Raw genomic sequence first — 21,419 nt, 5'->3', positions numbered from 1 at the left:
TCCTTGAATTATACAAAAACGGCTTAAAATCACTCTATAATTTTGTTAAATAATTTTATCATTACATTTTAACATATATCTAATTTTAACATATATACAATTCTAAAAGAACCCCATAATTATAAATTGAATATAAATTTTAGAATATTAAAGACTTTGCATATATGATATAATTATATGCAATTAATAAAATGTAAATAAAAACAAACACACTATTAATTCAAAATATAAAACTTTAGATTGGAGATATGATACTAATGCATAACGAGGAAAATATCACAAACTTTATACCAGCAGTAGCTGCAATTTTGCCTGAGTCAAAGGAAGATATGTATTTTTTGTTTTGCAAGGATGAGCTATTAGTTAAATCTGTAGACAATAAAGCCATAATACCCGCTATTAAAGATCTGAAAAATTTAGAACTAAATAATATTCAATATTTCGGGTCTATAAATGGCAAAAATTGCTTTTGTGGAGAATTGTCAAAAGAAGCTATTATCCCAAACAATATGTATTTCAGCAAGTTTAAAGCACTAACTCATCATTTATCTGATGAGATGTTTTGGATAGGAGGTAGAGCTATCCAAATAGTAAACTTTAATAATGATCATAAATATTGTGGAAGATGTGGTACATTCGCAGTGAATTTATCGGAAGAAAGGGCTAAAAAATGTCCCAAATGTGGACTTGTAAATTACCCTAGAATTTCACCAGCCATAATTGTAGCCGTTGTACGAGAAGGTAAATTGCTCCTTGCTCATAACACTCAATCTGCTGTGGATTTATATAGTGTTGTTGCTGGATTTGTAGAAGTTGGAGAGACTTTTGAGGATTGTGTTGTTCGTGAAGTTCGTGAGGAAACTGGAATTACTGTAAAAAATATAAAATATTTTGGAAATCAACCTTGGCCTTTCCCTAATTCTTTAATGATAGGATTTACTGCCGAGTATGCAAGTGGAGAAATACAAGTAGATGGAAAAGAAATTGAACATGCTGATTGGTATAGCTCTACCAAAATGCCAGTAACTCCTGACAGTATAAGCATAGCTAAAAAATTAATTAACTGGTTTACTGATAATTATTAAAATAAAATAATATAAAACAAATAGAAGTTAGAATTCTTAATTCACAGCGAATTAGATTCTAACTTCTACTTTTTTTTAATATATTTAACAATATTTTTCTCCTTAAACTATATTTCCGTTTTTTATCTTAATCATTAAATCAGTATTGAGTTACGAACTTAAACTTAAATTATTACGGTATGCTATCTCTTGTATTTCTAAGTAATTACTTTAATGGCTTCTTAGCCGATTGCAATGGCAATCATCATTTAATTCTTAGTTTACTCATAGTTTTTATATATTTTTATGACCTCACCCCACTCTCTTATTTTCAATTTGTTGGGGGTATCAAGCTTTGTTTAAAGATTTTACTAAATATATGATAAGTTGCGCTTATTATATTTATAATATAACATGCTAATAATACTTTGTCAATAGTTATTATTAATCAATACAGGAAATTTGTAATTTCATTACCTAATTTTGTGTTATAATTTTAAACATATTAAAGAAAATATGGAGTCAGCAATTTTAAGTATATTTTCTTAAATGTGCCTAAAATAAAATAACAATGAAAAGAGGTTTAACCATGAATAAAAAAGAATTGACAGACATACGAAAAGAATTTAAATTGGATAGTGGAATGTTGAAAATTCAAGAAATTTATAGTGTTTATTTAAAAAAAGATAATGTACAAATTGATTTTGAGCCAGTTATTCATTCAGAATTTGATTATTTTGATAGAATGGATATGGATAAAAAAGAGCTTTTTCTAGCTAATTTCAAGAAAGTTCTTACTGGTGCTATTGACACTAAAATTTTTGATTTGGAATTTGAAAATATAGAAGAAGATAATAGCACTCAAAAAATCTTAGGAGCCGCTCTGAAATCAGATGATAAAAACGAAATTCAAGACTCCCTTAATAAATTCATTAAAAAAATTGCAACTAATTATAAATATGAAACTGATGTGGTTATTACTTTTATTAAAGCTGAATATTGGCTAGGTTCTAGCCATAGAAATATGTCTGCAGATGAAAGCATAGATGATGCAGTTCAAGCTTTTAATTTCATTCTTTCAAGTGTAAATAAAATAGATGTTCCAAAAAGAACTCTAAAATTTGACTATACTGATAAAGAATTTAAAGCAAATTCAACTTTAGATTCAGTTATTAATCTTAATTCTCCATTAGAAGGATTTATGTTTCCTAGTCTTACCAGTGGGTATACGGACGTTAATAAAATTTTATATTATGCCTCAAAACCTAAAGAGTTAAACTCCACCTTCATTGAGAATGTTCTTAATTGTGGCTTTAAATTCACTGCTGAAGATGAAAAAAACTGCTTCGGTGATATATTAAAATCCATAATTGGAGACAAAATAAAACCCGAACTTATGCAAGACATTTATGTTAATATACACGAACTTTCTGAGCAAGCTGAAGAAGGTGAATCTCCTACTCTTGGAATTGAAGATATTAAAAATATTCTTAATAATTGTGGTGCAGAGATTGCATGCGATATTGAAACTGTTTTTGAAGAAACTTGTGGTAGCAAATATAATTTTAAAATAAATAATATTGTACCTGAATTCAATTCAAAATCTATTAAGATTACTAGTGAAATGGCAAATATTACGTTAACCCCTAAAGATCTTAATTCTGTTAAACAAGTTAAAAATAAAGACGGTAAACGCTGTCTCCTTATTGAAATCGATGAAGATATTACAATAGAAGGATTCAAATTAGAAACTGAAGAATTTTAGAAAAATAAATAAAAAAAATCAAGGAAGCCTCTACAACTGATGATAATTGTAGAGGCTTCTTTAAATAAGACAAATTCGAAAAAACAGACTAGCTTACTGATTTATTATTTGTTTAAATGTGCCTTATACATTATGAATTAACAACTTCCCTTGTATCTCTCGCTATCATTAACTCTTCATTGGTAGGTATAACAAAAACTTTTACTTTTGAATTTGATGTACTTATTTCTGCCACCTTGCCTATAACATTATTTTTTTCTTGATCTATTTTAACCCCTAAAAATTCTAATCCTTTGCAGCAGGCTTCTCTAGATTTCGCTGAGTTTTCTCCAACACCTGCAGTAAATATAATACAATCTACACCACCTAGGACTCCTGCATAAGAACAGATGAACCTTTTAACCTCATAATGAAAAACGTCTAAAGCAAGTCGTGCTCTTTCACTGTCCTTAGCCGCTTCCCAAAGATCTCTAAAATCACTGCTTATTCCAGAAACACCCAGTACCCCTGATTTTTTATTAAGTATTTCTGTTACTTGTTCTGGAGACAAAGATAATTCTTCCATCATAAAAGTTATAATTGATGGATCAATATTTCCAGATCTTGTGCCCATAGCAATACCTGCAAGAGGTGTAAATCCCATACTTGTATCAATGGATATACCTCCTTTAATCGCAGCGATACTTGCTCCATTTCCTAAATGACAGGAAATAATTTTTAAATCTTTAATATCTTTGTTCATCATTTGTGCAGCTACCTGGGACACATATTTATGTGAAGTTCCGTGAAATCCGTATTTTCTTATTTTATGCTTCTCATATAATTCATATGGTAGTGCATAAATATATGCATATTTTGGCATGTTATGATGAAAGGCCGTGTCAAACACTGCCACCATTGGAGTGCTTGGCATAAGTGCCTTACAACTGTTAATTCCGGTAATGTTTGGTGGATTATGAAGTGGTGCGAGTTTTGAGCAATCTTCTATAGCCTTCATTACTTTTTCATCAATCAATACAGATTTAGAATAATATTCTCCACCATGAACCACTCTGTGACCTACTGCAGATATCTCCTCTACACTTTTAATTACTCCATTAGTTTCATCTATAAGAGTTGAAAGAACTAATTTAATTGCATCTTTATGATCTTGTATACTTTGTTTTACAATATATTTTTCTCTTCCATCTACCTTTTGAGTCAAAACAGAGCCTTCACTACCAATCCTTTCAATCAGTCCTTGTGCTAAAGATTTTTCATCTTGCATATTAATAAGTTGGTATTTTAGAGAGGAACTACCACAGTTTATTACTAATATCTTCATAATAAATTCTCCTTCCGCATGTTTACAGTGATTATTACAGACTATAAATATTACATATCTCTTGGATCTATATCATTAATCATTTTTATTTTACCTAATATGTACCATTTAGCTTCTTGATTTTCCTTTTCAATTCTATATACTTTTCCAAGTATTTTAGCCTTAGACATAACCCCTGCCAGTGAACCTACAAATGAAGGTGTATTTAATTGAGCTTTCTTGTTTTTTTTCACATAATCTACTTGATTAACAACAGGCTCTTTAGGAAGGTTGCTGTTAATTTCTTTACTGGTCTTAGCTGTCTCTTTACTAACAGCACCTAGTTTTTCTAACGTTTTGTAAACTTCTTCCATCTTGCGTTTTTTTCTTTCAATACTTATACTAGGAGTTTCAATTTCTTCGTGTTCTATTAATTTTTTCATATTTATCGTTCCTTTCTTAAATCAACAATTTTCTAACAAATGCGCATATAAGTATTATATCATGTTTAGCAACATTTTAAGACATTATTTCATCTCAGTTAAATTGTTCCAATATTTTTTAGGCATAAGCTGCATCTGAAGTCTTTCATTTGTTCTTTCCTTTATGGCAATACTTTTATGAAAGGCCTTCCAAAGATTTTGATAGAACAACTCTTTTTCCTCATGACTTTCCATTTTCTCAAATTTTAAATCCCTAAGTATCCATTCATTATTTTCATAAACTATGCCGATTTTTCTCTTTACATCATGGATTACCCATTTTTCATTTGCGAGTCTTGCTTTAAAGTGATTTCCTATTAACTCAAGAATATTATAAGTAGGTTCAATTGAAGCATACAAGATGTTATTGAATTCTTGAAATCTAACTAATCCTAAAAATCTATGTGCTTCAAATCCCACTTTTCTAGAATATTTTTGTACTTCATTTACAGTTTCATCAGTTAGCAAATCATTTACTTTACTACCTATCTTAAAACCTATTTGTATATATTTAAATAATTTTAATTCTATTCCCTGTGCCTCAGATAAAAATGCTCGATACACATGAATTAGTGCATCTTCTGAAATTTTCGCCAATATAGCCACATATACTTTATTTGATTTTACTGTATCAGTTTCTATCATTATATCCTCATATAAAATGTTTATGTTATAGCTATTTTCAGACTCTATGCTTTCAGGAATTCTATCATAATAGCAATTATATATAACCGTCAAAAATCCATCAAAGCTTCCATCATAAATATATCTAACCAAACAAATCACTCCTTTGGGTAAATGAACTTAGTTGCTCCGGCTCATCAAAACTTTCATAATCTAATAAATAGCTTTTAAGTCTTTCTCTTTCCATATCCTTATCTCCATAAAATTTTCCACTACAGGTTAAAAAGTATCTAGCTCTTTTAAGCACAATTCCTATTTTCTTCAGATTATCATAAGAAAGATTACAAAGTCTTCTAGCTCTTACAATTCTTAAAGCTGATGTTACTCCTATACCTGGAACTCTGAGTAATGTCTCATAGGAAGCATTATTTACCTCCACTGGGAATTTGTCTAAATTATTTAATGCCCAAAACGCTTTAGGATCTAGATCTACATCAAAATTAGGATTTTGTTTATCTAATAATTCATTGGCCTTAAATCCATAATACCTCAATAACCAGTCCGCCTGATACATTCTATGCTCTTTTAAAAGTGGAGGGGTAGTTTGAATGGCTGGTAAATTTATATTTGATACCACTGGAACATAAGCAGAATAGTACACTCTCTTAAGTCCAAAAGTATTATATAACCCTTCTGTAAGACTAATTACCCGTAAATCACTTTCATTAGTTGCACCAACCATAATCTGCGTACTTTGTCCCCCAGGGGTAAACTTTGGGGCCTTAAATCCTTTTTTCTTATATTCAGCGGACTCTATTATGCTTTGGGTAATAAGTCCCATTGGTTTTAATATAGCTTCCTTACTCTTTTGAGGTGCTAAAAGCTTTAAGCTTTTTTCTGATGGTAATTCTATATTTACACTCAGTCTATCTGCGTACAAGCCCGCCTCATAAATGAACTTTGGATCAGCACCTGGAATAGCCTTTACATGAATGTATCCGTTAAATTTATGAATCAGCCTTAAATCTTTTATAATTTTAACTAGGTTTTCCATTGTGTAATCCGGACTTCTCTCTACCCCAGAACTTAAGAACAATCCTTCTATATAATTTCTTCTATAGAAATTCATAGTTAAGTCTACTACTTCTTTAGGTGTGAAACTAGTTCTCTCTAAATCATTGCTGGCTCTATTAATACAATATTTACAATCATATATGCATTTATTAGTATACAAAATTTTGAGTAGTGAAATGCATCTACCATCCTGTGACCAAGAATGGCAAATACCCGTTGTTGCTGCATTTCCTATGCCGCCCTTTGTGTTCTTTCTATTGGAGCCACTAGAAGAACAAGAAGCATCATACTTTGCTGAATTAGATAATATTTCAAGCTTTCTCATTACATCCATTTCATCATCCCCCAAACGTTTGTTCTCATTTTATCATATTTAAGATAAAAAGAAAATACAAATAACTCAAAATATAATTTATTTGATATATCATATAAAAACATAATATGGACAGGATAGAAATCTTATGTTACCTTTTAATTATATAGAGCATCATTTAATTGAGGAGTGATTTTATGAAAATCGGTTATGATACTTATGATTCCCCTATTGGTTTAATTCATGTGGTTGTGGATGAAATTGGTGTTAAGAAAGTAGATATTTTTGAAGAAGATTGGATAGAATACAAGAACAAACATGAATTTATTAAGAAAGATGTTGAGCTATGCAAAGAAGTTATAGTTCAGTTAGATGAATATTTCAAAGGAAAAAGAAAAAACTTCAACATACCCCTATCAATAGAAGGCACACCCTTCAGAAAAAAGGTATGGAAGGCTCTTCAAGATATTCCTTACGGTGAAACACGAAATTATTTGCAGATTGCAGAGGCCATAGGAAATCCTAAAGCTGTAAGAGCAGTTGGGCAAGCAAATAAAAACAATCAATTGCCTATTATTGTACCATGTCATAGAGTTATTGGTAAAAATGGAAACTTCGTAGGTTTTGCAGGCAATAGGACGCCCACTCAAAAGCTACTATTGGAAATAGAAGGCCTTAAAGTTGAAAAATAATTTTTCTAATAATATATCAAAAAAACACTCCATTTTTTTTTACAAGTGGGAGATTTTTTCTGATATATTATTAATAACTCTTTAATAGCTTACTATCTCTAATGCAGAATTTTTATTAGATACAAACTATTATCCAAAACACACTGTTCGCAGCTAAATTTAACACCCTCATCGATAAACTCAAAACATACGTCTCTTGTACTATTTATATCAAATAGACACTTACCTTTTTCATCTAAGGATTTTACAGCATCCTCATGAACTCCTTCCCTAAGCAAGTGCTGTTTAATTTTTGTATTTAACATTTTAACATCTCCATTCTCCATATAACATTTATAAATGTACTTATGCCTGTCAGTTACAACATATATGATACCCTCTAATTTTTATTTTTCCTAATCTACAAAAGACATAGTCTTAACAAATCTATCATATCCGATAATCGTATTTTTAAAAACACTCTCTGCTATATCACTATATTCTTCAGGTATATGCAATGATGGGCTAAAATGAGTAAGTAGGAGTTCTTGCACCTTACCATTCAAAGCAACCTGTGCTGCCTCTCTAAAGGTCATATGTTTATTCTTTATGGCTTTTTCAATATCATTATCATTACCATAGGTACCTTCACAAATAAACAAGTCACTTCCACTAACAAAATTTTCTATTTCAGGAATTGGTCTTGTATCCGTGGTAAAACTCAGCTTTATTCCTGTTCTTTCTTTTCCCAACACCATGGCAGGAAAATATGTTTTTTCATGATAAGTTATAGTCTCATTCTTTTGAAGCTTACTCCAAAATTTTTTAGGAATTTCATTTTTAATTGCACTTTCAATATCGAATTTTGGTCTTCTCCTAAAATAAAAACTATAACCCAAACAATTAGTTGAGTGATCAAGTTCTAGTGTTGAAATTATTAAATCATTAAATTTTCCTAATGATTTATCTATAGAGTTTATTGGAATTTCTATTTTCAATGGTCCTTGTGGGTTCTCTAAAATATTAATTCCATAAGGAAGATAAGGTGCTGCAACTCTCAGCCCCTTCACAATATCGTTAATTCCTTGGGGACCAATTATTGTAATAGGTTCAGTTCTACCACTATTACCAATAGTTGCAAGAATACCTGGGAGTCCCACAATGTGATCCGCATGTCCATGAGTTATACAAATTATATCTATTGACTTAAAGCCCCAACCCAGTATTTTCATGGATACCTGGGTACCTTCACCACAATCTAGCAATATCTTTCTACCTTTATAATTTATAAGCAGTGAAGACAGATATCTTTCAGGAATAGGCATTCCACCCCCACATCCAAGTAGTGCTATATCAACCAATTAAATCACCTCTTTTAAAATTATTATATACCCTATTGTACACCTAGTGGCATTATAATACCTATATCTATAGATTAGTCTACATAGCAATATTTTATACACAAGCAAAAAAAGGATGCCCCAGGACTCCTTTTTATTTGTATGAATTTAAATTACTTATTTCTATATACTCATCTTCTCCAAGCTGCCTTATGAATTCATATTCTTTTACATACATTAAATGAATTTTTGTTTTTACTTCCATTAAAGTTTTAGACTTATCCTTATTATCTTCACTTTCTATTAAATCTGCCTCCATTAAACTGCCATCCTTCATGTTGATTCTAAGTTTGTATGTATTATTAACTTTTTCATTCCAAGATTCTAAGCAAACTGCTTTCATTACTATATTTTTACATTTTGAGCACTCCATATATAGTTGTTGTTCAACTTTTTCAATGAATACTTTATTATTATCACATATTTTACACACCACAGTTCTATACATATATAAACACCTCTAGTATCTATATGTGTTAAAGCATAAGTTTATGTGTATGGTAATTAATAAACTAATAGTCTTTAATTACCTGAACATAAATAAGAGTTATTGAATATACTAACTTTATCAAGATTTAAAATTACATAGGATATAGTATCTTATTGCATACGGGGGCGGTCATTATAAAAAAAATTATAATTATATTAATTCCCATTACTGCTCTAATCATATTAAGTTTAATATTATATAGATCAAAAGGAGAAATAAAGAATCTTAAACCTTCACTTACTTATGAGATTAATAAAAATAAACAATTAGAGATTATAGCCAAGGATCATAAATTCTCAATAATCAAATCAAAAACAAAAACTAATGATTTGAATAAAACTATCGATATATTCTTAGGAACAACCAAGCCTAAATCTAATAATATAATAAAGGTAAAAGAAAAGGAAGTCTATCTTACCTTCGATGACGGTCCTTCCGAAAACACTTCCAAAGTACTGAAAATTTTAAAGGATAACGATATTCTGGCAACATTTTTCGTTAATGGACACCCTGGATACGATGAGGTATACAAACAAATTATAAATCAAGGAAATGTTATAGGTAATCATACTTATTCACATGATTACAAAACAGAATATTCATCTATCACCGCCTATAATCAAGACGTAGATAAATTGAATTCTTTTTTAGAAGGTATTGGTATTCCGAAACCCACACTTATAAGATTTCCTGGAGGGTCAAACAATACAATAAGTAATAACTATGGTGGCAAAGATATAATGAACAAATTAACCAAAGAACAAATAAAAAATGGCTACCAATATATAGATTGGAATGTTTATTCGGGAGATTCAGATAAATTGACAGAAAGTAAAGATATTATTATAGAAAATGTTATGAGAGAGTCTAAGGGCATGCATTCTATTGTAATTTTATTTCACGATTCAAAACCAAAGACTACTACCGTGGAAGCTTTACCAGTAATAATTAAAAACTTAAAGCAGCAAGGATATGTGTTTAAGACTTTATCAATCAGCAGTCCTGTTATTCACTTTAAATGAAACATATAAGTAAAAAAACACATCCATGGGTGTCTTTTTATTTTTACAATTAATTAAACTATTCTAATCTCTATAATAAAGTTGTTAATTGATTTAGCATATGGTATATTATTTTCTGTAGGCATTTTTATCCATCCTTAAATTATATTTCTTCACAGTAATATAATACCTTAGTATGGCTAAAATGCATATTTTTGTTATCATTTTTTTAATTCCAAAATATGTTATGAAATTTGATCATTTATAGTAATTCAGTATCTTATAAATATATGCAAAAACACAGTAAGGAAAGTATAATTCTACTGTGTTTTTGCATTTTCACATTTTAAAATTTTTAAGTAATTTAATTTATCTAATTTTTGTTTCTAGTTCCTTGGTTAGCAGCTTGTATGCCAGCATTTCCATTAACCTTAAATCCATTTTTAGCATTTTTACTATCTAAACTATTAGCAACAAGGCTTTGATCCTTTTGTTTTACGGTCGTATTTTGGGTCAGACCATTTCCACTACTTGGTATAATATTTTGATTGTTTTCAGCTATGGTTTTATTTTGACTCATAAAAATCCTCTCCTTTATTAATTATTCTATATTATAATGCCTTTAACTTTATATACTTATACTAAAGTAAAAATTGTCGTAAAAAAAGTTTTAATTTAAAAAATCAACCTGAATCTCTGCAACGTAAATGGTTGAATCATATTTACGAACCATTTCAATGGTAATATTAATATTTTCGTCCGTATAGGATTTGTCCGTAATAACATCCGCTGTCTTTGCTAGTGATGTTACTGCTGTAGCGCTAGTAATTGATTTCTGCAGTACAAAAATATCCAAGATGGTAAAAATAAAAGCTAGCACTAATAAAATAGCTACTCTCTTAAAGAGAGTAGCTATTAATTGATGCTTACTTTATTCGCAAGCTATATAATATACTATTCATAATGTATCACAAAGATCCCGTCTTGAAAATTTATATTTTATTAATTTGTAAAATGGAAAAAGGGAGCTAATTGCTCCCTTTTAATTATAAATTGTTTTCGTAAGTTTCTACCATTTTTTTAACCATTTGTCCGCCAATTGAACCTGCTTCTCTAGAAGTTAATTCTCCATTGTATCCATCTTTTAAAGTTACTCCAACATCACTAGCTGCTTCCATTTTAAATTTGTTTAGTCCTTCTCTTGCTTGTGGTACTAATGTTCTGTTTGCCATATAAATTACCTCCTCTTTTATTTAATTATGATTTTCTTTTATGCTATTATCTTGTGCATTATTATAAAAAATACTCATAGTAATTTAAGTCTATATTATTAAAATAATATAAAATTAGTAAGTTATGTTAAAGAGATTTAGGTATCATATGCAATTTTATTCTGTTAACTAATAATTATTAAGGTAAAATTCTAAAATAACTCTATGAGAAAAGGTCCTACTACAGGACCTATATATACTTTCTCATATGTTTTAAGGCATTTTTTTCAACTCTAGACACCTGTGCTTGTGATATTCCTATTTCATCAGCTACTTCCATTTGTGTTTTTCCATCGAAGAACCTCATGTTTAAAATTGTCTTTTCTCTATCTTTTAATTTTTTTAATCCCTCTTTAATTGATATATCTTCAATCCAACTATCATCTGAATTTTTAGTATCTCTTATTTGGTCCATCACATAAATTTCGTCTCCACCATCGTGATAAATTGGTTGAAATAAAGATACAGGATTTTGTATAGCATCTAGTGCTAATACCACGTCCTCACGCGGTATTTCAAGTTCTTTTGCAATCTGAGATATAGTAGGCTCTTTATTGTCTTGATTTACCAGCCTATCTCTAACTTGTAAGGCTTTATATGCAATATCCCTAAGTGACCTACTAACTCTTATAGAATTATCATCCCTTAAGTATCTTCTAATTTCCCCAATAATCATGGGAACTGCATATGTCGAAAACCTAAGATTTAGACTTAAATCAAAATTATCAATAGACTTCATTAAACCAATACATCCTACCTGAAATAAATCGTCTACATCTACACCCCTATTATTAAAACGTTTTATTACACTTAAAACTAGCCTTAAGTTTCCTTCAATAAATTTGTCTCTACACCCATACTCACCGTTTTTTATCCTAAGTAGTAAATCTTTCTTTTCTTTTTCTTTCATTACAGGTAATTTTGAAGTATTAACTCCACATATTTCTACTTTATTGAACATCATAAGGTCATCATTCCCTTCAAAGTAATAGCCTTAAAATTATGTCCTTATGATTCACCTTTTATACTAAAGACAACCCTATACCTTTTTATTCATTTCTTTTTAAAAACATAATCACCTGCAGAACGTACAATTTTATCAGCTTTTATTAACCCATCATCACCAATTATGTCTATAGCACCCATATTTAAACCTAATGCAACAAAATCTTTATATTCTTTCATCGTTAATAAAACAATTTCAAAAAGTTTATTGCTAAAGTCTAATTTTCATAAAGCCCACAGTGAAGGGCAAATGTTTATATTTTCTTGTGCCTGTATGTATAAATCCTAAACCACTGTACCAGTTCCTTAATTTTGTACTTTCTTCAATTACTCCAATAGTCATTTTATTACTTCCCATTTCTCTGACCTTTTCCATTGCAAAAATAATCATTTCTCTGCCATAACCTTTATAACGATATTCTACCAATACAGCAATATTATTCAGTCCAAAACTTCCACCATTATTCTTACTAAGCGAAAAATAACCTACAATGATACCATTATCCAGGTAAGCAAACATTGGTCTACCTTCATCATACTGCTTGTATAATTTTCCAGCTTCCATAAAACTTGCATTCCCGGGACAATTCTCTTTTGTAAGATTAAATTCTTGTGCTACCGTTGCAAAACTTTTTCTGATTATTTGTACACATACTTTAATCTCATCTCTTTCTATCCGTCTTATTATTTTTATCACTTCCACACTCACAATTTATCAATAATCTTTAGTATTAAACTTATAAAAAGATACATTGATATAGAAAGTAATTTCTATATCAATATAAATTACAACGACTTCTAAGCAACTCATATACAAATTATAACATTAATTTATAATTAAACAATAATAAGCAAATCAAGAATTTGTTCTCTTCTGCAGATTGAATAAAGCCATTTTTAAGATTTATATACCTTAAAAATGACCTATTATACTAAAATTAAATAAATCTATCTGCTAATAACAAACTACTGGAGTACCTGCCTCTATATTTTCATATACTATTTTCGCTACATTGTATGGTGAATTTACGCAACCATGTGATCCATTTGTCTTATATCTATCTCCTCCAAATTTAGGTTGCCAGCTTGCATCATGAATTCCTATTCCTCCATTAAACGGCAGCCAAAAATTCACCGGAGAAGCATAGCCTTCACCTTTAAGGGTTGCATTTCGTTCTTTATAATTGATCTGATAAATACCAGTTGGTGTTCTAGTCTTATCGGATCCATCATTACCTGTTACAACATCTCCTTGTGTTATTAGCTCTCCATTTTTATAAAACCATAAGTGTTGCTCTGAAAGATCTATTTCCACATAGGTATTTCCAATATCATCAGTACCATGATATAATGCGGTTTGATAATATGCAGGTTCTTTTGCTATAGATTTTCCTTCCTTTATCATCGAAATTAAATCTTGGATTTCCTTAGCCTTATTAATGGCCCAGCCATAAGTACCACCATCAATATTAATTACCTGTCCTGATGATGAAGCAAAATTTCTCGTCTTAGCAACCGTATTATATTCACTAGCGAGCACTTCCATATAGGTTTCAACTTTTTTTTCATTTAATGTTATTTTACTATTCTCATCAACTTTAAACCACTTATTTATAGTAGAACCATCTAAAATTTCTTTATTTTTCCCAAAGGTATAGGTAATCTTTGAAGATACATATTTATTAAGCATATTCCTTGTGGCAACGACCTTTGGAGATTGCGAAGTATATTGTGGCTTAACATAGTAATTAATTGACTCCAAATCTATTCTTGTTTCGCCCATGCTCACTGCATCTATAACATCATTATATAAAATGTCTTTGTTACCCTTGTTTCCAATGACTTCTTTGACAATCACGTAACCTTTATTTGTACTTGTATACTTATAACCAGCATTTTTAGGTTCAATTCCCTTACTACTATCAAAGCAAGAAAGCTTGTTCACTTGTTCTTTTAATAAATTTTTATCATATTTAACTCCTGCTATCATCTTAGAATCTTTTGCATTAAAAACTGCTGAAATCCATTTATAAGGATTCTGTTTATCTTTAAACTCCCTAAAACCTCCATTAACATCATACCTTAAGCCGATTTTTCCTCCTCTAATTTGTTCATTTATACCGCCTCGTTCTTTTATATTTAGCTGATATTTTTGAATCTCAGATGCCATTTGTTCATTTACATCCTCTACAATTTTACCTGAAACATTAATACTATTTATTTCAGAACCAAAATAAAAATGATTCATGAAATATATTGCCATCCCAAAGTATATAATAAGCAAAGTACAAATAGAAATTATAATACCTAAAACAATTTTCTTATGCTTTCTTATTGGATTTATCGTTGACTTTTCTACCTCGGTTTCCATAGTTGCATCCCCTCAATATTTACTATTCTCTAACTCCTTAAGTGTTATCCCATTGTTGTTACAATCTTACATAAAGACAAAATAAAATACAATAGTAAACGCATCAACAGTCCTTTTAGTGACATGAAAAGTCCTTTTGAAACCATAAACTGTGCATTTAACACCAGATATGGTAAAATATAATGGTAGCCTTATTTAGAGATTAAACTATATGTTTAGGCAAAATGCATAAACATATTAAAATGTATCAGATAACTTAAATTTACGAGGAGTGATGATTTTGAAAGGATATGTACATATATATACAGGAAATGGGAAAGGAAAAACAACTGCAGCTTTCGGAGTAGCCTTAAGATCGGTTTGCAGTGGTAATAAAGTTTTTATAGGCCAATTTGTAAAAGGTATGAAATATAGCGAGGTTGAAATTCAGAAACATTTTGACAATATAGATATTGTTCAGTATGGAGAAAATTGTTTTATAGAGACTGCACCAACAGAAAAAGATATAAAGCTTGCTAAGGAAGGACTTAACAAGGTGAAAGATATAATAAGAGACAATAAATATGATCTAGTTATATTAGATGAACTTACTATAGCCTTATATTTTAAATTGATAGATTTAGATAGTGTCCTTAACTTAATAAAAAGCAAGCCCGAAAGCTTAGAACTTATAATAACTGGAAGATATGCACCACAGGAATTAATTGATGTGGCAGATTTAGTCACAGAAATGAAGGAAATCAAACATTATTATACTAAAGGTGTTCTTGCAAGAAAAGGTATCGATTGTTAGTAAATCCTCTAAAAAGTGTAACTAAACAATCCCTTTGGTTTCTTGTTTTTTAAATTTTAAATGTAACCTTTTAAAGATTGCTTATCATTAATTAACACCTTAAATCTCTACATTTTAATTAGTAATGACAATAAATTAAAGTTTTGCAACAATTATAAAATAAAAAAACACTTGATACATTTACTTATCAAGTGTTTAAATCCTTTTAAAAATTATGTTTGCCAATATTTTTATATTAGGTGTTAACTAAATTTTTAACTACAGCTACTGCAACTAGCACATTCTCCATCTTGTTTATTTTCTAGTTCGATAGAAAAACCACCTAAACCATTTTCCTCACCACATTTTATTACTAAACTACCAAATTCATCATTAACACTCTTTTTTACCACTAATTTAATATCTCCAAATTTCTCAACATTATCGTCTTCTTTTTGTTCATCCAGAACAAGATTAAACACAGGGCCACTTCAGCCATTACCTGTTAAATTAATTCTTATCTCATGTGAAGTTACATTGTTTTCTTGAAGAAACTTTTTAAAATCCGTTAAAGCTAATTCGCTCATATTTACAAAAGCCATTTTAATTACCTCTCTTTACATGTTATTTAATAATGATATTGACTATTATCATTACTAAATAACATAATAAATTAAAAATGAAATCTTTGCAACAATTACTTTTAGAAAGAAGCTTGCTTAGCGCGGAATAACTATTCTTAACACTTTTTTATAAAAATCTTGTTCCATAGTAAATTTAGTTCCAAGTAATCCAACCTTTTTCATTCCCTCTTGTATTAATTTTTCAGCAGAATTAACCATAATATTAGTTAACTCATTCCACCTATTAAACCAATCGTTTTCAAATTAATCCTCTCCTTTTACAAAGTAATAGAAATATAACATATGTTCCATGCAAAAAGCCTTTCATTTTTAAATGATAAAAGCCATACAACTTTTGTAAATTACTATCATACCATTTATTTTATAGGTACTATGGTATAATTAGGATTAACTTGTAGGTAAATGAGAAGAGGAGGTATTTCAATGGATAGAACAGGAATGGTTGCTATCATTCTAGGTGCATTACTACCAATCTTCTTATGAAAAACGACTTAACAATTACCACCAAAAACTTTCTATGAGTTGTTATTTTTCATCATAGAAAGTTTTATTTTTTATTATAAAGGTTCTACTTTTTTAACAATTAGATTGAATCCATCTATAAGGACTATAATAAGTGGATCACCCTTTTTTATTGATTCATTTTGAGTGTAGACTGTCTTAATGGTATTGTTAAACAATCCTGCACCTTTATAATTAAAATCCTTAGAAGCTATTCCTTGTTGACCAAAAAACTTTTGCTCCTTCTTTATTCTTTTGAATTCAATAATGTAACGTTCAATACTTATTATTAAAGCAAAAATACATATTAAGATTGTAGTCTGTAAAAAAGAATGAGACATCATTACGATTCCTAATGAACATATAAATACAGCATTAGTACCCGAACCTCCACGTTGACTTCTGCCATAAAAAAAGGGAAGATCCAAATATTTTTCAATACCCACCCATATTATGGCATATATTGATAAAAATATACCTAGGATTCTTAAAATGTCAATTGATGCCATAGATAAAAAATATGAGCCATTGAATCCTATTAAAGTTTTTCCTAATTGCAAGGATAGCGTTATTATAATTAATGCGATAACTTGAATCCAATCAATAGTTACAGGGTGTACAGAGTTTAACATCTTACCAGTAACCTTGGGATCGCCCATGTCTTTAACAGCATCTTTTTCTGCATCTTCATTAGAATATCCCATTTTAATATAGGCTTCTTTTTGGTCATCAATATGATTTTTTATTTCCACACAAGTTTCCTTTCTTATTTTTCTGTTAGAGATATTTTTAGTTAAGATACGTAAATATTCCTCTGATTTCATATTAATCCACTCCCAGTTCTAGCACAGAGGTCATGGTTTCAACATATTTTTCCCATAAAGAAGTATTATCCTGTAATAATTTTTTTCCTTGTAATGTTAAGCTATAATATTTACGAACCTTTCCATTAACTTCTTTTTCATAATAATTTAAACGTTCTTGTTTTACTAAAGTGTGTAGCAAAGGGTACAATGTGCCTGCCTTAAATTCAAACATATTATTTGAACTATTCTTTAAAGTTTCAATCATTTCGTAGCCATACATATCCTTTTTTTGGAGTAATTTTAAAATAAGCATAGTCATATCTCCAGAATATAAACGATTATCAGCTGACATTTGATTCACCTCTTTTATGTATTAGCAATATTTTTTTAAAATATTATTATATATAGATAATCTATATAATTATTGTTAATACTATTATATATAGATAATCTATATATGTCAACAAATTAATTTGAGTTTTTATATAAAGTACTCATACTTCGCAGGAAAAAAGCGCCTGCAAAACCTTATAAATAAAAGCTTGTGTAGCTTAAAATAGCATTAACATTTGCTTTTAAGCTACTTTTTTAGCACTAAATTTCTTAGTAAAATGTTTAGGTAGTTTTGAAATGAAATTATCAATAAAACTATCTATTTGATCGTCAGTTAAAAATAATAGATCCTGTAGAACTTCTTTTAAAATATCGAGAATACCTCTTAGAACCTCTGAGAAATTTACATCCTGAAGTTCATCATGGATAAGAAAAAACAGTTCACCCATGGTACGTTCATCCTTATTATTTCTATTTTCTACAGCTAGCATAACATATCTGGTCATCACAATTGTAGTATGTGCAATCATTGAATCATAATAAAGACCTTGAAATTCTTTTCCAAGATTTAAATAGGATTTACATTTTTTAAAGAAAACCTCAATACTCCATCTTTTTCCATAAAGCGCAATAATCTGTTCTTCTGTTAATCTTAAATCAGTACAAATGAAGCCAATACATTTCTTTTTATCATTACGGTCACGAACAAAAACCAATCTTACATCCAATTTATTATCAGTGGCATCATAAATTTGTGCCATTACTGATAAAAGATATTTAGATCTACCTGGACGTTTTTTCTTTGATTTGTATATTTGCGATAGTGTTGAATATTAATTATCATACTTGCCTAAGAAATTTCGAGTTTCTTTTCCAATCTCTTTTGATTTCGTATAAAAAATATAATGTCTACCTTCTAGCGCAGAGTAGCTAAAATTAGTATATTCCTTAAATTCATCTAAATTCTCATTCATTATATTTGTATATTTTTCATTAGGTATATCTTTCATAGATCTAATTGCAATAAATTTAAATATTGGCAAATCATTTGACATTTTAGTTTTATTCGCTGTTTCACAATTCTTTAATATCATATTAACTTCATTTTTCATAGTTTTGTTAAATGTATTTTGAACACCCATTTTTACTAAATCATTTTTATCCTCTTTTGTAAAACAAGCTTCATCTTTATAAATATTATTATAGTATATCCTATCAATACCTAAAAAATTTCCTACAGTAGCTGCCATATAAAACTTTTTACCCATGGATAAATCAATTTTATCCGCTTCTTCTAGACATGCTTTAACTAATGTTGTATCCATCATAATTATCGCTTCAACTTCTTTCGGATAAACTGCTGCATAATACTGAGCGTATATGCCTGATACAGAGTGAGGCATAAGTATGTATGGTGCAGCTATATTCGCTTCCTTCAATGCAGCCCTGGTTTCAGCAACAATATTTTCTACACTACGCTCCTTTGAAGTTTCATCGCTAAACCCATAACCAAAGGGTTCAATAACGACTACTTTAAAGTCCTTTTTCAATTCTTTAATTAAAGGTTTAAAATCAATTGAAGGTGCAATACTTCCTAACCCTGGCAATAAAACAATTGTTTTCTTTCCTTCTCCCTCAGAATATACATGCATTTTTTTACCATCAACCTTAACTAGTGTACCTAAAGGATTAACATAGTCCTTTTCTAAATGTTTTCGAACTTGACCTACTATAGATATAATTACTAACAATGCTAATATCACAATAATAATTTTTTTTAATATCATAAGTATCTTTTTAAGCATTATTATCACCTTCCTCATAGACCATATTCACATAATTATTACTTATGAAAAAATAGAATAAAATCATTGTTATTGAATATAAACATAGTGCAATTATTAACTGAGTATTAAATGAAAAATTCATTATTTGTTCTAGCATCTTAATTGCAATAATACTATGGAGTATCCCTACAATACCAGGTAAAATAAATGAAATTCCAACTTGTGCATATACAGATTTTTTAACTTCCGCTTTACTCATGCCTATTTTTTTCAATGTTTTGTACTGCTCTTTATCCATGAATGCATCCTTTAATATTTTAAAATAAATTGTACTAAAGGTTGAAAGTATAAATATTACAGACATTATTAGCCCTAAAAAATGAAATATTTCTACTGCATAATAATCCCATGTGTATTTATTAATATGTGGATATACCTTCTCCTTTGACATGACTTCCCTTATATTTGATATTAATTGGTCTGCCTCTTTCTCTTTACTTATTTGAACACAATTTAAAGATGTTTCATTAAATTCTTCCTTAACCTTTTCATATTCATCATCTTCTAAAATATATATATTTTTCATTCCTAATTTGTCTATAATACCAGTAAAAGGTATATCTTCTTGGTTTTTAATTACATACTCTCTATTTTTTATTTTTATTTCTTCTTCCTCGACATTCAATGGAGATGCTAATGTTGTTGCACTTATTATAAAAACAGCCTCGCATCCCTTAGGCTTAATATTATGTGTTACTTTATAATTTAGAAACTCTAAATTCTTTTTTAATGTTGAATAGCTTATTATTATTGCTTCATTATTATAATCTACTTTGCTAGGATAGTTTATATAATCAATCTTTCCTAAGATAAATTTATTTTCATTAATTCCAATTAACTCATGATTAGATTCATTAATTATTCCCACTACTTTTTCTTTTAATTTTTCATCATTACTTTCATAGCTAAAACTATATGGAGATTCTTTAATAATTTCCTTTTGTGCAACTTTTTCAAAGGATAAGCTTACTCCAAAGGCTGTTATAGCTGCTGCACATAACATTGCTGTCATAGCTAGATTACGATAATTCCCCTTTAATCTAAAGTACACGTTAGAAATACTTACTAACATAACATTCTTATATACCATATTTTTATTTTTTATCATCTTATTAAAAACTATGGACATGAAACTTCCAAAGAAAAAGTACGTTCCTATCGAAACACATAATAGTGCTGTCATAGATGAAAACAGCAAATCTAGCTCCCATCTCTTAATCATAATGCCAACTAAATAGCCAGCTAAAATTAATAGTACTCCTAAAATCCCCTTAAAATATCTGAACTTTGGTAAATCTTCTTTTTTCTTTGTAGCATTAATCATATCTATAAGTTTACTTTTCTTTACTACTCTATATTTTTTATAACCTAGTATTACAAAAATACATGAGAATACTAATAGTACTATAAAGACAGCCTTTAATGAAATTTTGAAAGGTATTTCTACATTTAAAGATATGGATTTTGCAAGTAGCATAAAAAATAGTTTAGATAAGATTACTCCAAATATAAGTCCAATACATATAGAAGTAGCTCCAAGTAATAAACTTTCTATTGCAATCGAGTAGGAGCTAAATAATTAATTTATTTAGCGACCTCTCACACCACCATGCATACCGTTCGGTACACGGCGGTTCAATAGAAATTAATGTTTTAATAAATATGTCTCAGATATAGAAACT

The 21,419-nt window shown here is 29.2% G+C and carries 27 protein-coding genes; 6 read left to right on the top strand and 21 right to left on the bottom strand.

Annotation, left to right across the window (positions count from 1 at the left end; genetic code table 11):
* Positions 1-257: 257 nt before the first annotated feature.
* Positions 258-1,085: an NAD(+) diphosphatase gene (gene nudC, locus ACREVU_RS15010; protein ID WP_431552419.1), complete on the top strand. Its 828-nt coding sequence runs from the start codon at positions 258-260 to the stop codon at positions 1,083-1,085.
* A gap of 568 nt (positions 1,086-1,653) precedes the next feature.
* A complete protein-coding gene (locus ACREVU_RS15005; RefSeq protein WP_431552418.1) occupies positions 1,654-2,829 on the top strand; it encodes a DUF4317 family protein in 1,176 nt (391 codons plus the stop codon).
* A 130-nt stretch (positions 2,830-2,959) separates the two neighbouring features.
* Here ACREVU_RS15005 and ACREVU_RS15000 read toward each other — a convergent pair whose 3' ends face one another.
* The 4 genes from ACREVU_RS15000 to ACREVU_RS14985 all read right to left on the bottom strand — a co-directional run bounded on the left by ACREVU_RS15000 (position 2,960) and on the right by ACREVU_RS14985 (position 6,646).
* The gene (locus ACREVU_RS15000; RefSeq protein WP_431552417.1) at positions 2,960-4,153 is read right to left on the bottom strand and encodes an acetate/propionate family kinase; all 1,194 of its coding nucleotides are present in this window, start codon (positions 4,151-4,153) and stop codon (positions 2,960-2,962) included.
* 50 nt (positions 4,154-4,203) lie between these two features.
* Positions 4,204-4,575 carry a hypothetical protein gene (locus ACREVU_RS14995; RefSeq protein ID WP_431552416.1) on the bottom strand — a complete coding sequence of 124 codons (372 nt, stop codon included), beginning with the start codon at positions 4,573-4,575 and terminating at the stop codon, positions 4,204-4,206.
* A gap of 84 nt (positions 4,576-4,659) precedes the next feature.
* Positions 4,660-5,391 (bottom strand): TIGR03915 family putative DNA repair protein, encoded by a 732-nt coding sequence (locus ACREVU_RS14990; RefSeq protein WP_431552415.1) that lies wholly within the window; start codon positions 5,389-5,391, stop codon positions 4,660-4,662.
* Positions 5,384-6,646: a putative DNA modification/repair radical SAM protein gene (locus ACREVU_RS14985; RefSeq protein ID WP_431552414.1), complete on the bottom strand. Its 1,263-nt coding sequence runs from the start codon at positions 6,644-6,646 to the stop codon at positions 5,384-5,386. Before ACREVU_RS14985 ends, ACREVU_RS14990 begins: the two co-directional genes overlap by 8 nt.
* 176 nt (positions 6,647-6,822) lie before the next feature.
* On the opposite strand from ACREVU_RS14985, the gene ACREVU_RS14980 reads away from it, so the two are divergent.
* Positions 6,823-7,317, top strand: a complete 495-nt coding sequence (locus ACREVU_RS14980; RefSeq protein WP_431552413.1) for a methylated-DNA--[protein]-cysteine S-methyltransferase — start codon at positions 6,823-6,825, stop codon at positions 7,315-7,317.
* A 98-nt stretch (positions 7,318-7,415) separates the two neighbouring features.
* Here the strand turns inward: ACREVU_RS14980 and ACREVU_RS14975 are convergent, their stop codons facing one another.
* The 3 genes from ACREVU_RS14975 to ACREVU_RS14965 all read right to left on the bottom strand — a co-directional run bounded on the left by ACREVU_RS14975 (position 7,416) and on the right by ACREVU_RS14965 (position 9,144).
* A complete protein-coding gene (locus ACREVU_RS14975; RefSeq protein WP_431552412.1) occupies positions 7,416-7,643 on the bottom strand; it encodes a hypothetical protein in 228 nt (75 codons plus the stop codon).
* Between the two features lie 69 nt (positions 7,644-7,712).
* On the bottom strand, positions 7,713-8,657 hold the full coding sequence (locus ACREVU_RS14970; RefSeq protein WP_431552411.1) for a ribonuclease Z: 945 nt from the start codon (positions 8,655-8,657) through the stop codon (positions 7,713-7,715).
* Between the two features lie 133 nt (positions 8,658-8,790).
* Complete coding sequence (locus ACREVU_RS14965) at positions 8,791-9,144, bottom strand: hypothetical protein (protein WP_431552410.1); 354 nt, start codon at positions 9,142-9,144, stop codon at positions 8,791-8,793.
* 155 nt (positions 9,145-9,299) lie between these two features.
* On the opposite strand from ACREVU_RS14965, the gene ACREVU_RS14960 reads away from it, so the two are divergent.
* Positions 9,300-10,208, top strand: a complete 909-nt coding sequence (locus ACREVU_RS14960; protein WP_431552409.1) for a polysaccharide deacetylase family protein — start codon at positions 9,300-9,302, stop codon at positions 10,206-10,208.
* Between the two features lie 352 nt (positions 10,209-10,560).
* Here ACREVU_RS14960 and ACREVU_RS14955 read toward each other — a convergent pair whose 3' ends face one another.
* Positions 10,561-10,767, bottom strand: coding sequence for a hypothetical protein (locus ACREVU_RS14955; RefSeq protein ID WP_431552408.1), 207 nt, complete (start codon positions 10,765-10,767; stop codon positions 10,561-10,563).
* 190 nt (positions 10,768-10,957) lie between these two features.
* Here ACREVU_RS14955 and ACREVU_RS14950 point away from each other — a divergent pair, with 190 nt between their 5' ends.
* A complete protein-coding gene (locus tag ACREVU_RS14950; protein WP_431552407.1) occupies positions 10,958-11,110 on the top strand; it encodes a hypothetical protein in 153 nt (50 codons plus the stop codon).
* Positions 11,111-11,233: 123 nt separating this feature from the next.
* Here the strand turns inward: ACREVU_RS14950 and ACREVU_RS14945 are convergent, their stop codons facing one another.
* The 5 genes from ACREVU_RS14945 to ACREVU_RS14925 all read right to left on the bottom strand — a co-directional run bounded on the left by ACREVU_RS14945 (position 11,234) and on the right by ACREVU_RS14925 (position 14,834).
* Positions 11,234-11,419, bottom strand: a complete 186-nt coding sequence (locus ACREVU_RS14945; RefSeq protein WP_431552406.1) for an alpha/beta-type small acid-soluble spore protein — start codon at positions 11,417-11,419, stop codon at positions 11,234-11,236.
* Between the two features lie 229 nt (positions 11,420-11,648).
* Positions 11,649-12,422, bottom strand: coding sequence for an RNA polymerase sporulation sigma factor SigG (gene sigG, locus ACREVU_RS14940; protein ID WP_431552405.1), 774 nt, complete (start codon positions 12,420-12,422; stop codon positions 11,649-11,651).
* Positions 12,423-12,511: 89 nt separating this feature from the next.
* Positions 12,512-12,643, bottom strand: coding sequence for a hypothetical protein (locus ACREVU_RS14935; RefSeq protein WP_431552404.1), 132 nt, complete (start codon positions 12,641-12,643; stop codon positions 12,512-12,514).
* Between the two features lie 31 nt (positions 12,644-12,674).
* Complete coding sequence (locus ACREVU_RS14930; RefSeq protein WP_431552403.1) at positions 12,675-13,160, bottom strand: GNAT family N-acetyltransferase; 486 nt, start codon at positions 13,158-13,160, stop codon at positions 12,675-12,677.
* Positions 13,161-13,418: 258 nt separating this feature from the next.
* The gene (locus ACREVU_RS14925) at positions 13,419-14,834 is read right to left on the bottom strand and encodes a L,D-transpeptidase family protein (protein WP_431552402.1); all 1,416 of its coding nucleotides are present in this window, start codon (positions 14,832-14,834) and stop codon (positions 13,419-13,421) included.
* Positions 14,835-15,114: 280 nt separating this feature from the next.
* On the opposite strand from ACREVU_RS14925, the gene cobO reads away from it, so the two are divergent.
* Positions 15,115-15,627, top strand: a complete 513-nt coding sequence (gene cobO, locus ACREVU_RS14920) for a cob(I)yrinic acid a,c-diamide adenosyltransferase (protein WP_431552401.1) — start codon at positions 15,115-15,117, stop codon at positions 15,625-15,627.
* A gap of 254 nt (positions 15,628-15,881) precedes the next feature.
* Here cobO and ACREVU_RS14915 read toward each other — a convergent pair whose 3' ends face one another.
* The 8 genes from ACREVU_RS14915 to ACREVU_RS14885 form a co-directional block, all read right to left on the bottom strand.
* Positions 15,882-16,088 (bottom strand): hypothetical protein, encoded by a 207-nt coding sequence (locus tag ACREVU_RS14915; RefSeq protein WP_431552400.1) that lies wholly within the window; start codon positions 16,086-16,088, stop codon positions 15,882-15,884.
* Between the two features lie 9 nt (positions 16,089-16,097).
* Positions 16,098-16,208 (bottom strand): iron-sulfur cluster assembly accessory protein, encoded by a 111-nt coding sequence (locus ACREVU_RS21360; protein ID WP_503417260.1) that lies wholly within the window; start codon positions 16,206-16,208, stop codon positions 16,098-16,100.
* A 117-nt stretch (positions 16,209-16,325) separates the two neighbouring features.
* Complete coding sequence (locus tag ACREVU_RS14910) at positions 16,326-16,448, bottom strand: hypothetical protein (protein ID WP_431552399.1); 123 nt, start codon at positions 16,446-16,448, stop codon at positions 16,326-16,328.
* Positions 16,449-16,807: 359 nt separating this feature from the next.
* Positions 16,808-17,575: a permease prefix domain 1-containing protein gene (locus tag ACREVU_RS14905; RefSeq protein ID WP_431552398.1), complete on the bottom strand. Its 768-nt coding sequence runs from the start codon at positions 17,573-17,575 to the stop codon at positions 16,808-16,810.
* Position 17,576: 1 nt separating this feature from the next.
* The gene (locus ACREVU_RS14900) at positions 17,577-17,909 is read right to left on the bottom strand and encodes a PadR family transcriptional regulator (RefSeq protein ID WP_431552397.1); all 333 of its coding nucleotides are present in this window, start codon (positions 17,907-17,909) and stop codon (positions 17,577-17,579) included.
* Between the two features lie 223 nt (positions 17,910-18,132).
* Positions 18,133-18,651: a hypothetical protein gene (locus ACREVU_RS14895; protein WP_431552396.1), complete on the bottom strand. Its 519-nt coding sequence runs from the start codon at positions 18,649-18,651 to the stop codon at positions 18,133-18,135.
* A 72-nt stretch (positions 18,652-18,723) separates the two neighbouring features.
* Positions 18,724-19,695 (bottom strand): alpha/beta fold hydrolase, encoded by a 972-nt coding sequence (locus ACREVU_RS14890; protein WP_431552395.1) that lies wholly within the window; start codon positions 19,693-19,695, stop codon positions 18,724-18,726.
* The gene (locus ACREVU_RS14885; RefSeq protein WP_431552394.1) at positions 19,688-21,214 is read right to left on the bottom strand and encodes an ABC transporter permease; all 1,527 of its coding nucleotides are present in this window, start codon (positions 21,212-21,214) and stop codon (positions 19,688-19,690) included. The genes ACREVU_RS14890 and ACREVU_RS14885 overlap by 8 nt, the downstream gene beginning before the upstream one ends.
* Between the last annotated feature and the right edge of the window lie 205 nt (positions 21,215-21,419).

The organism is Clostridium sp. (assembly GCF_050717535.1).
In the GTDB taxonomy this organism is placed as follows: Bacteria; Bacillota; Clostridia; order Clostridiales; family Clostridiaceae; genus Clostridium_AD.
The sequence above is the reverse complement of the archived record's forward strand: the minus strand, read 5'-3'. Positions and strand labels throughout refer to the sequence as shown.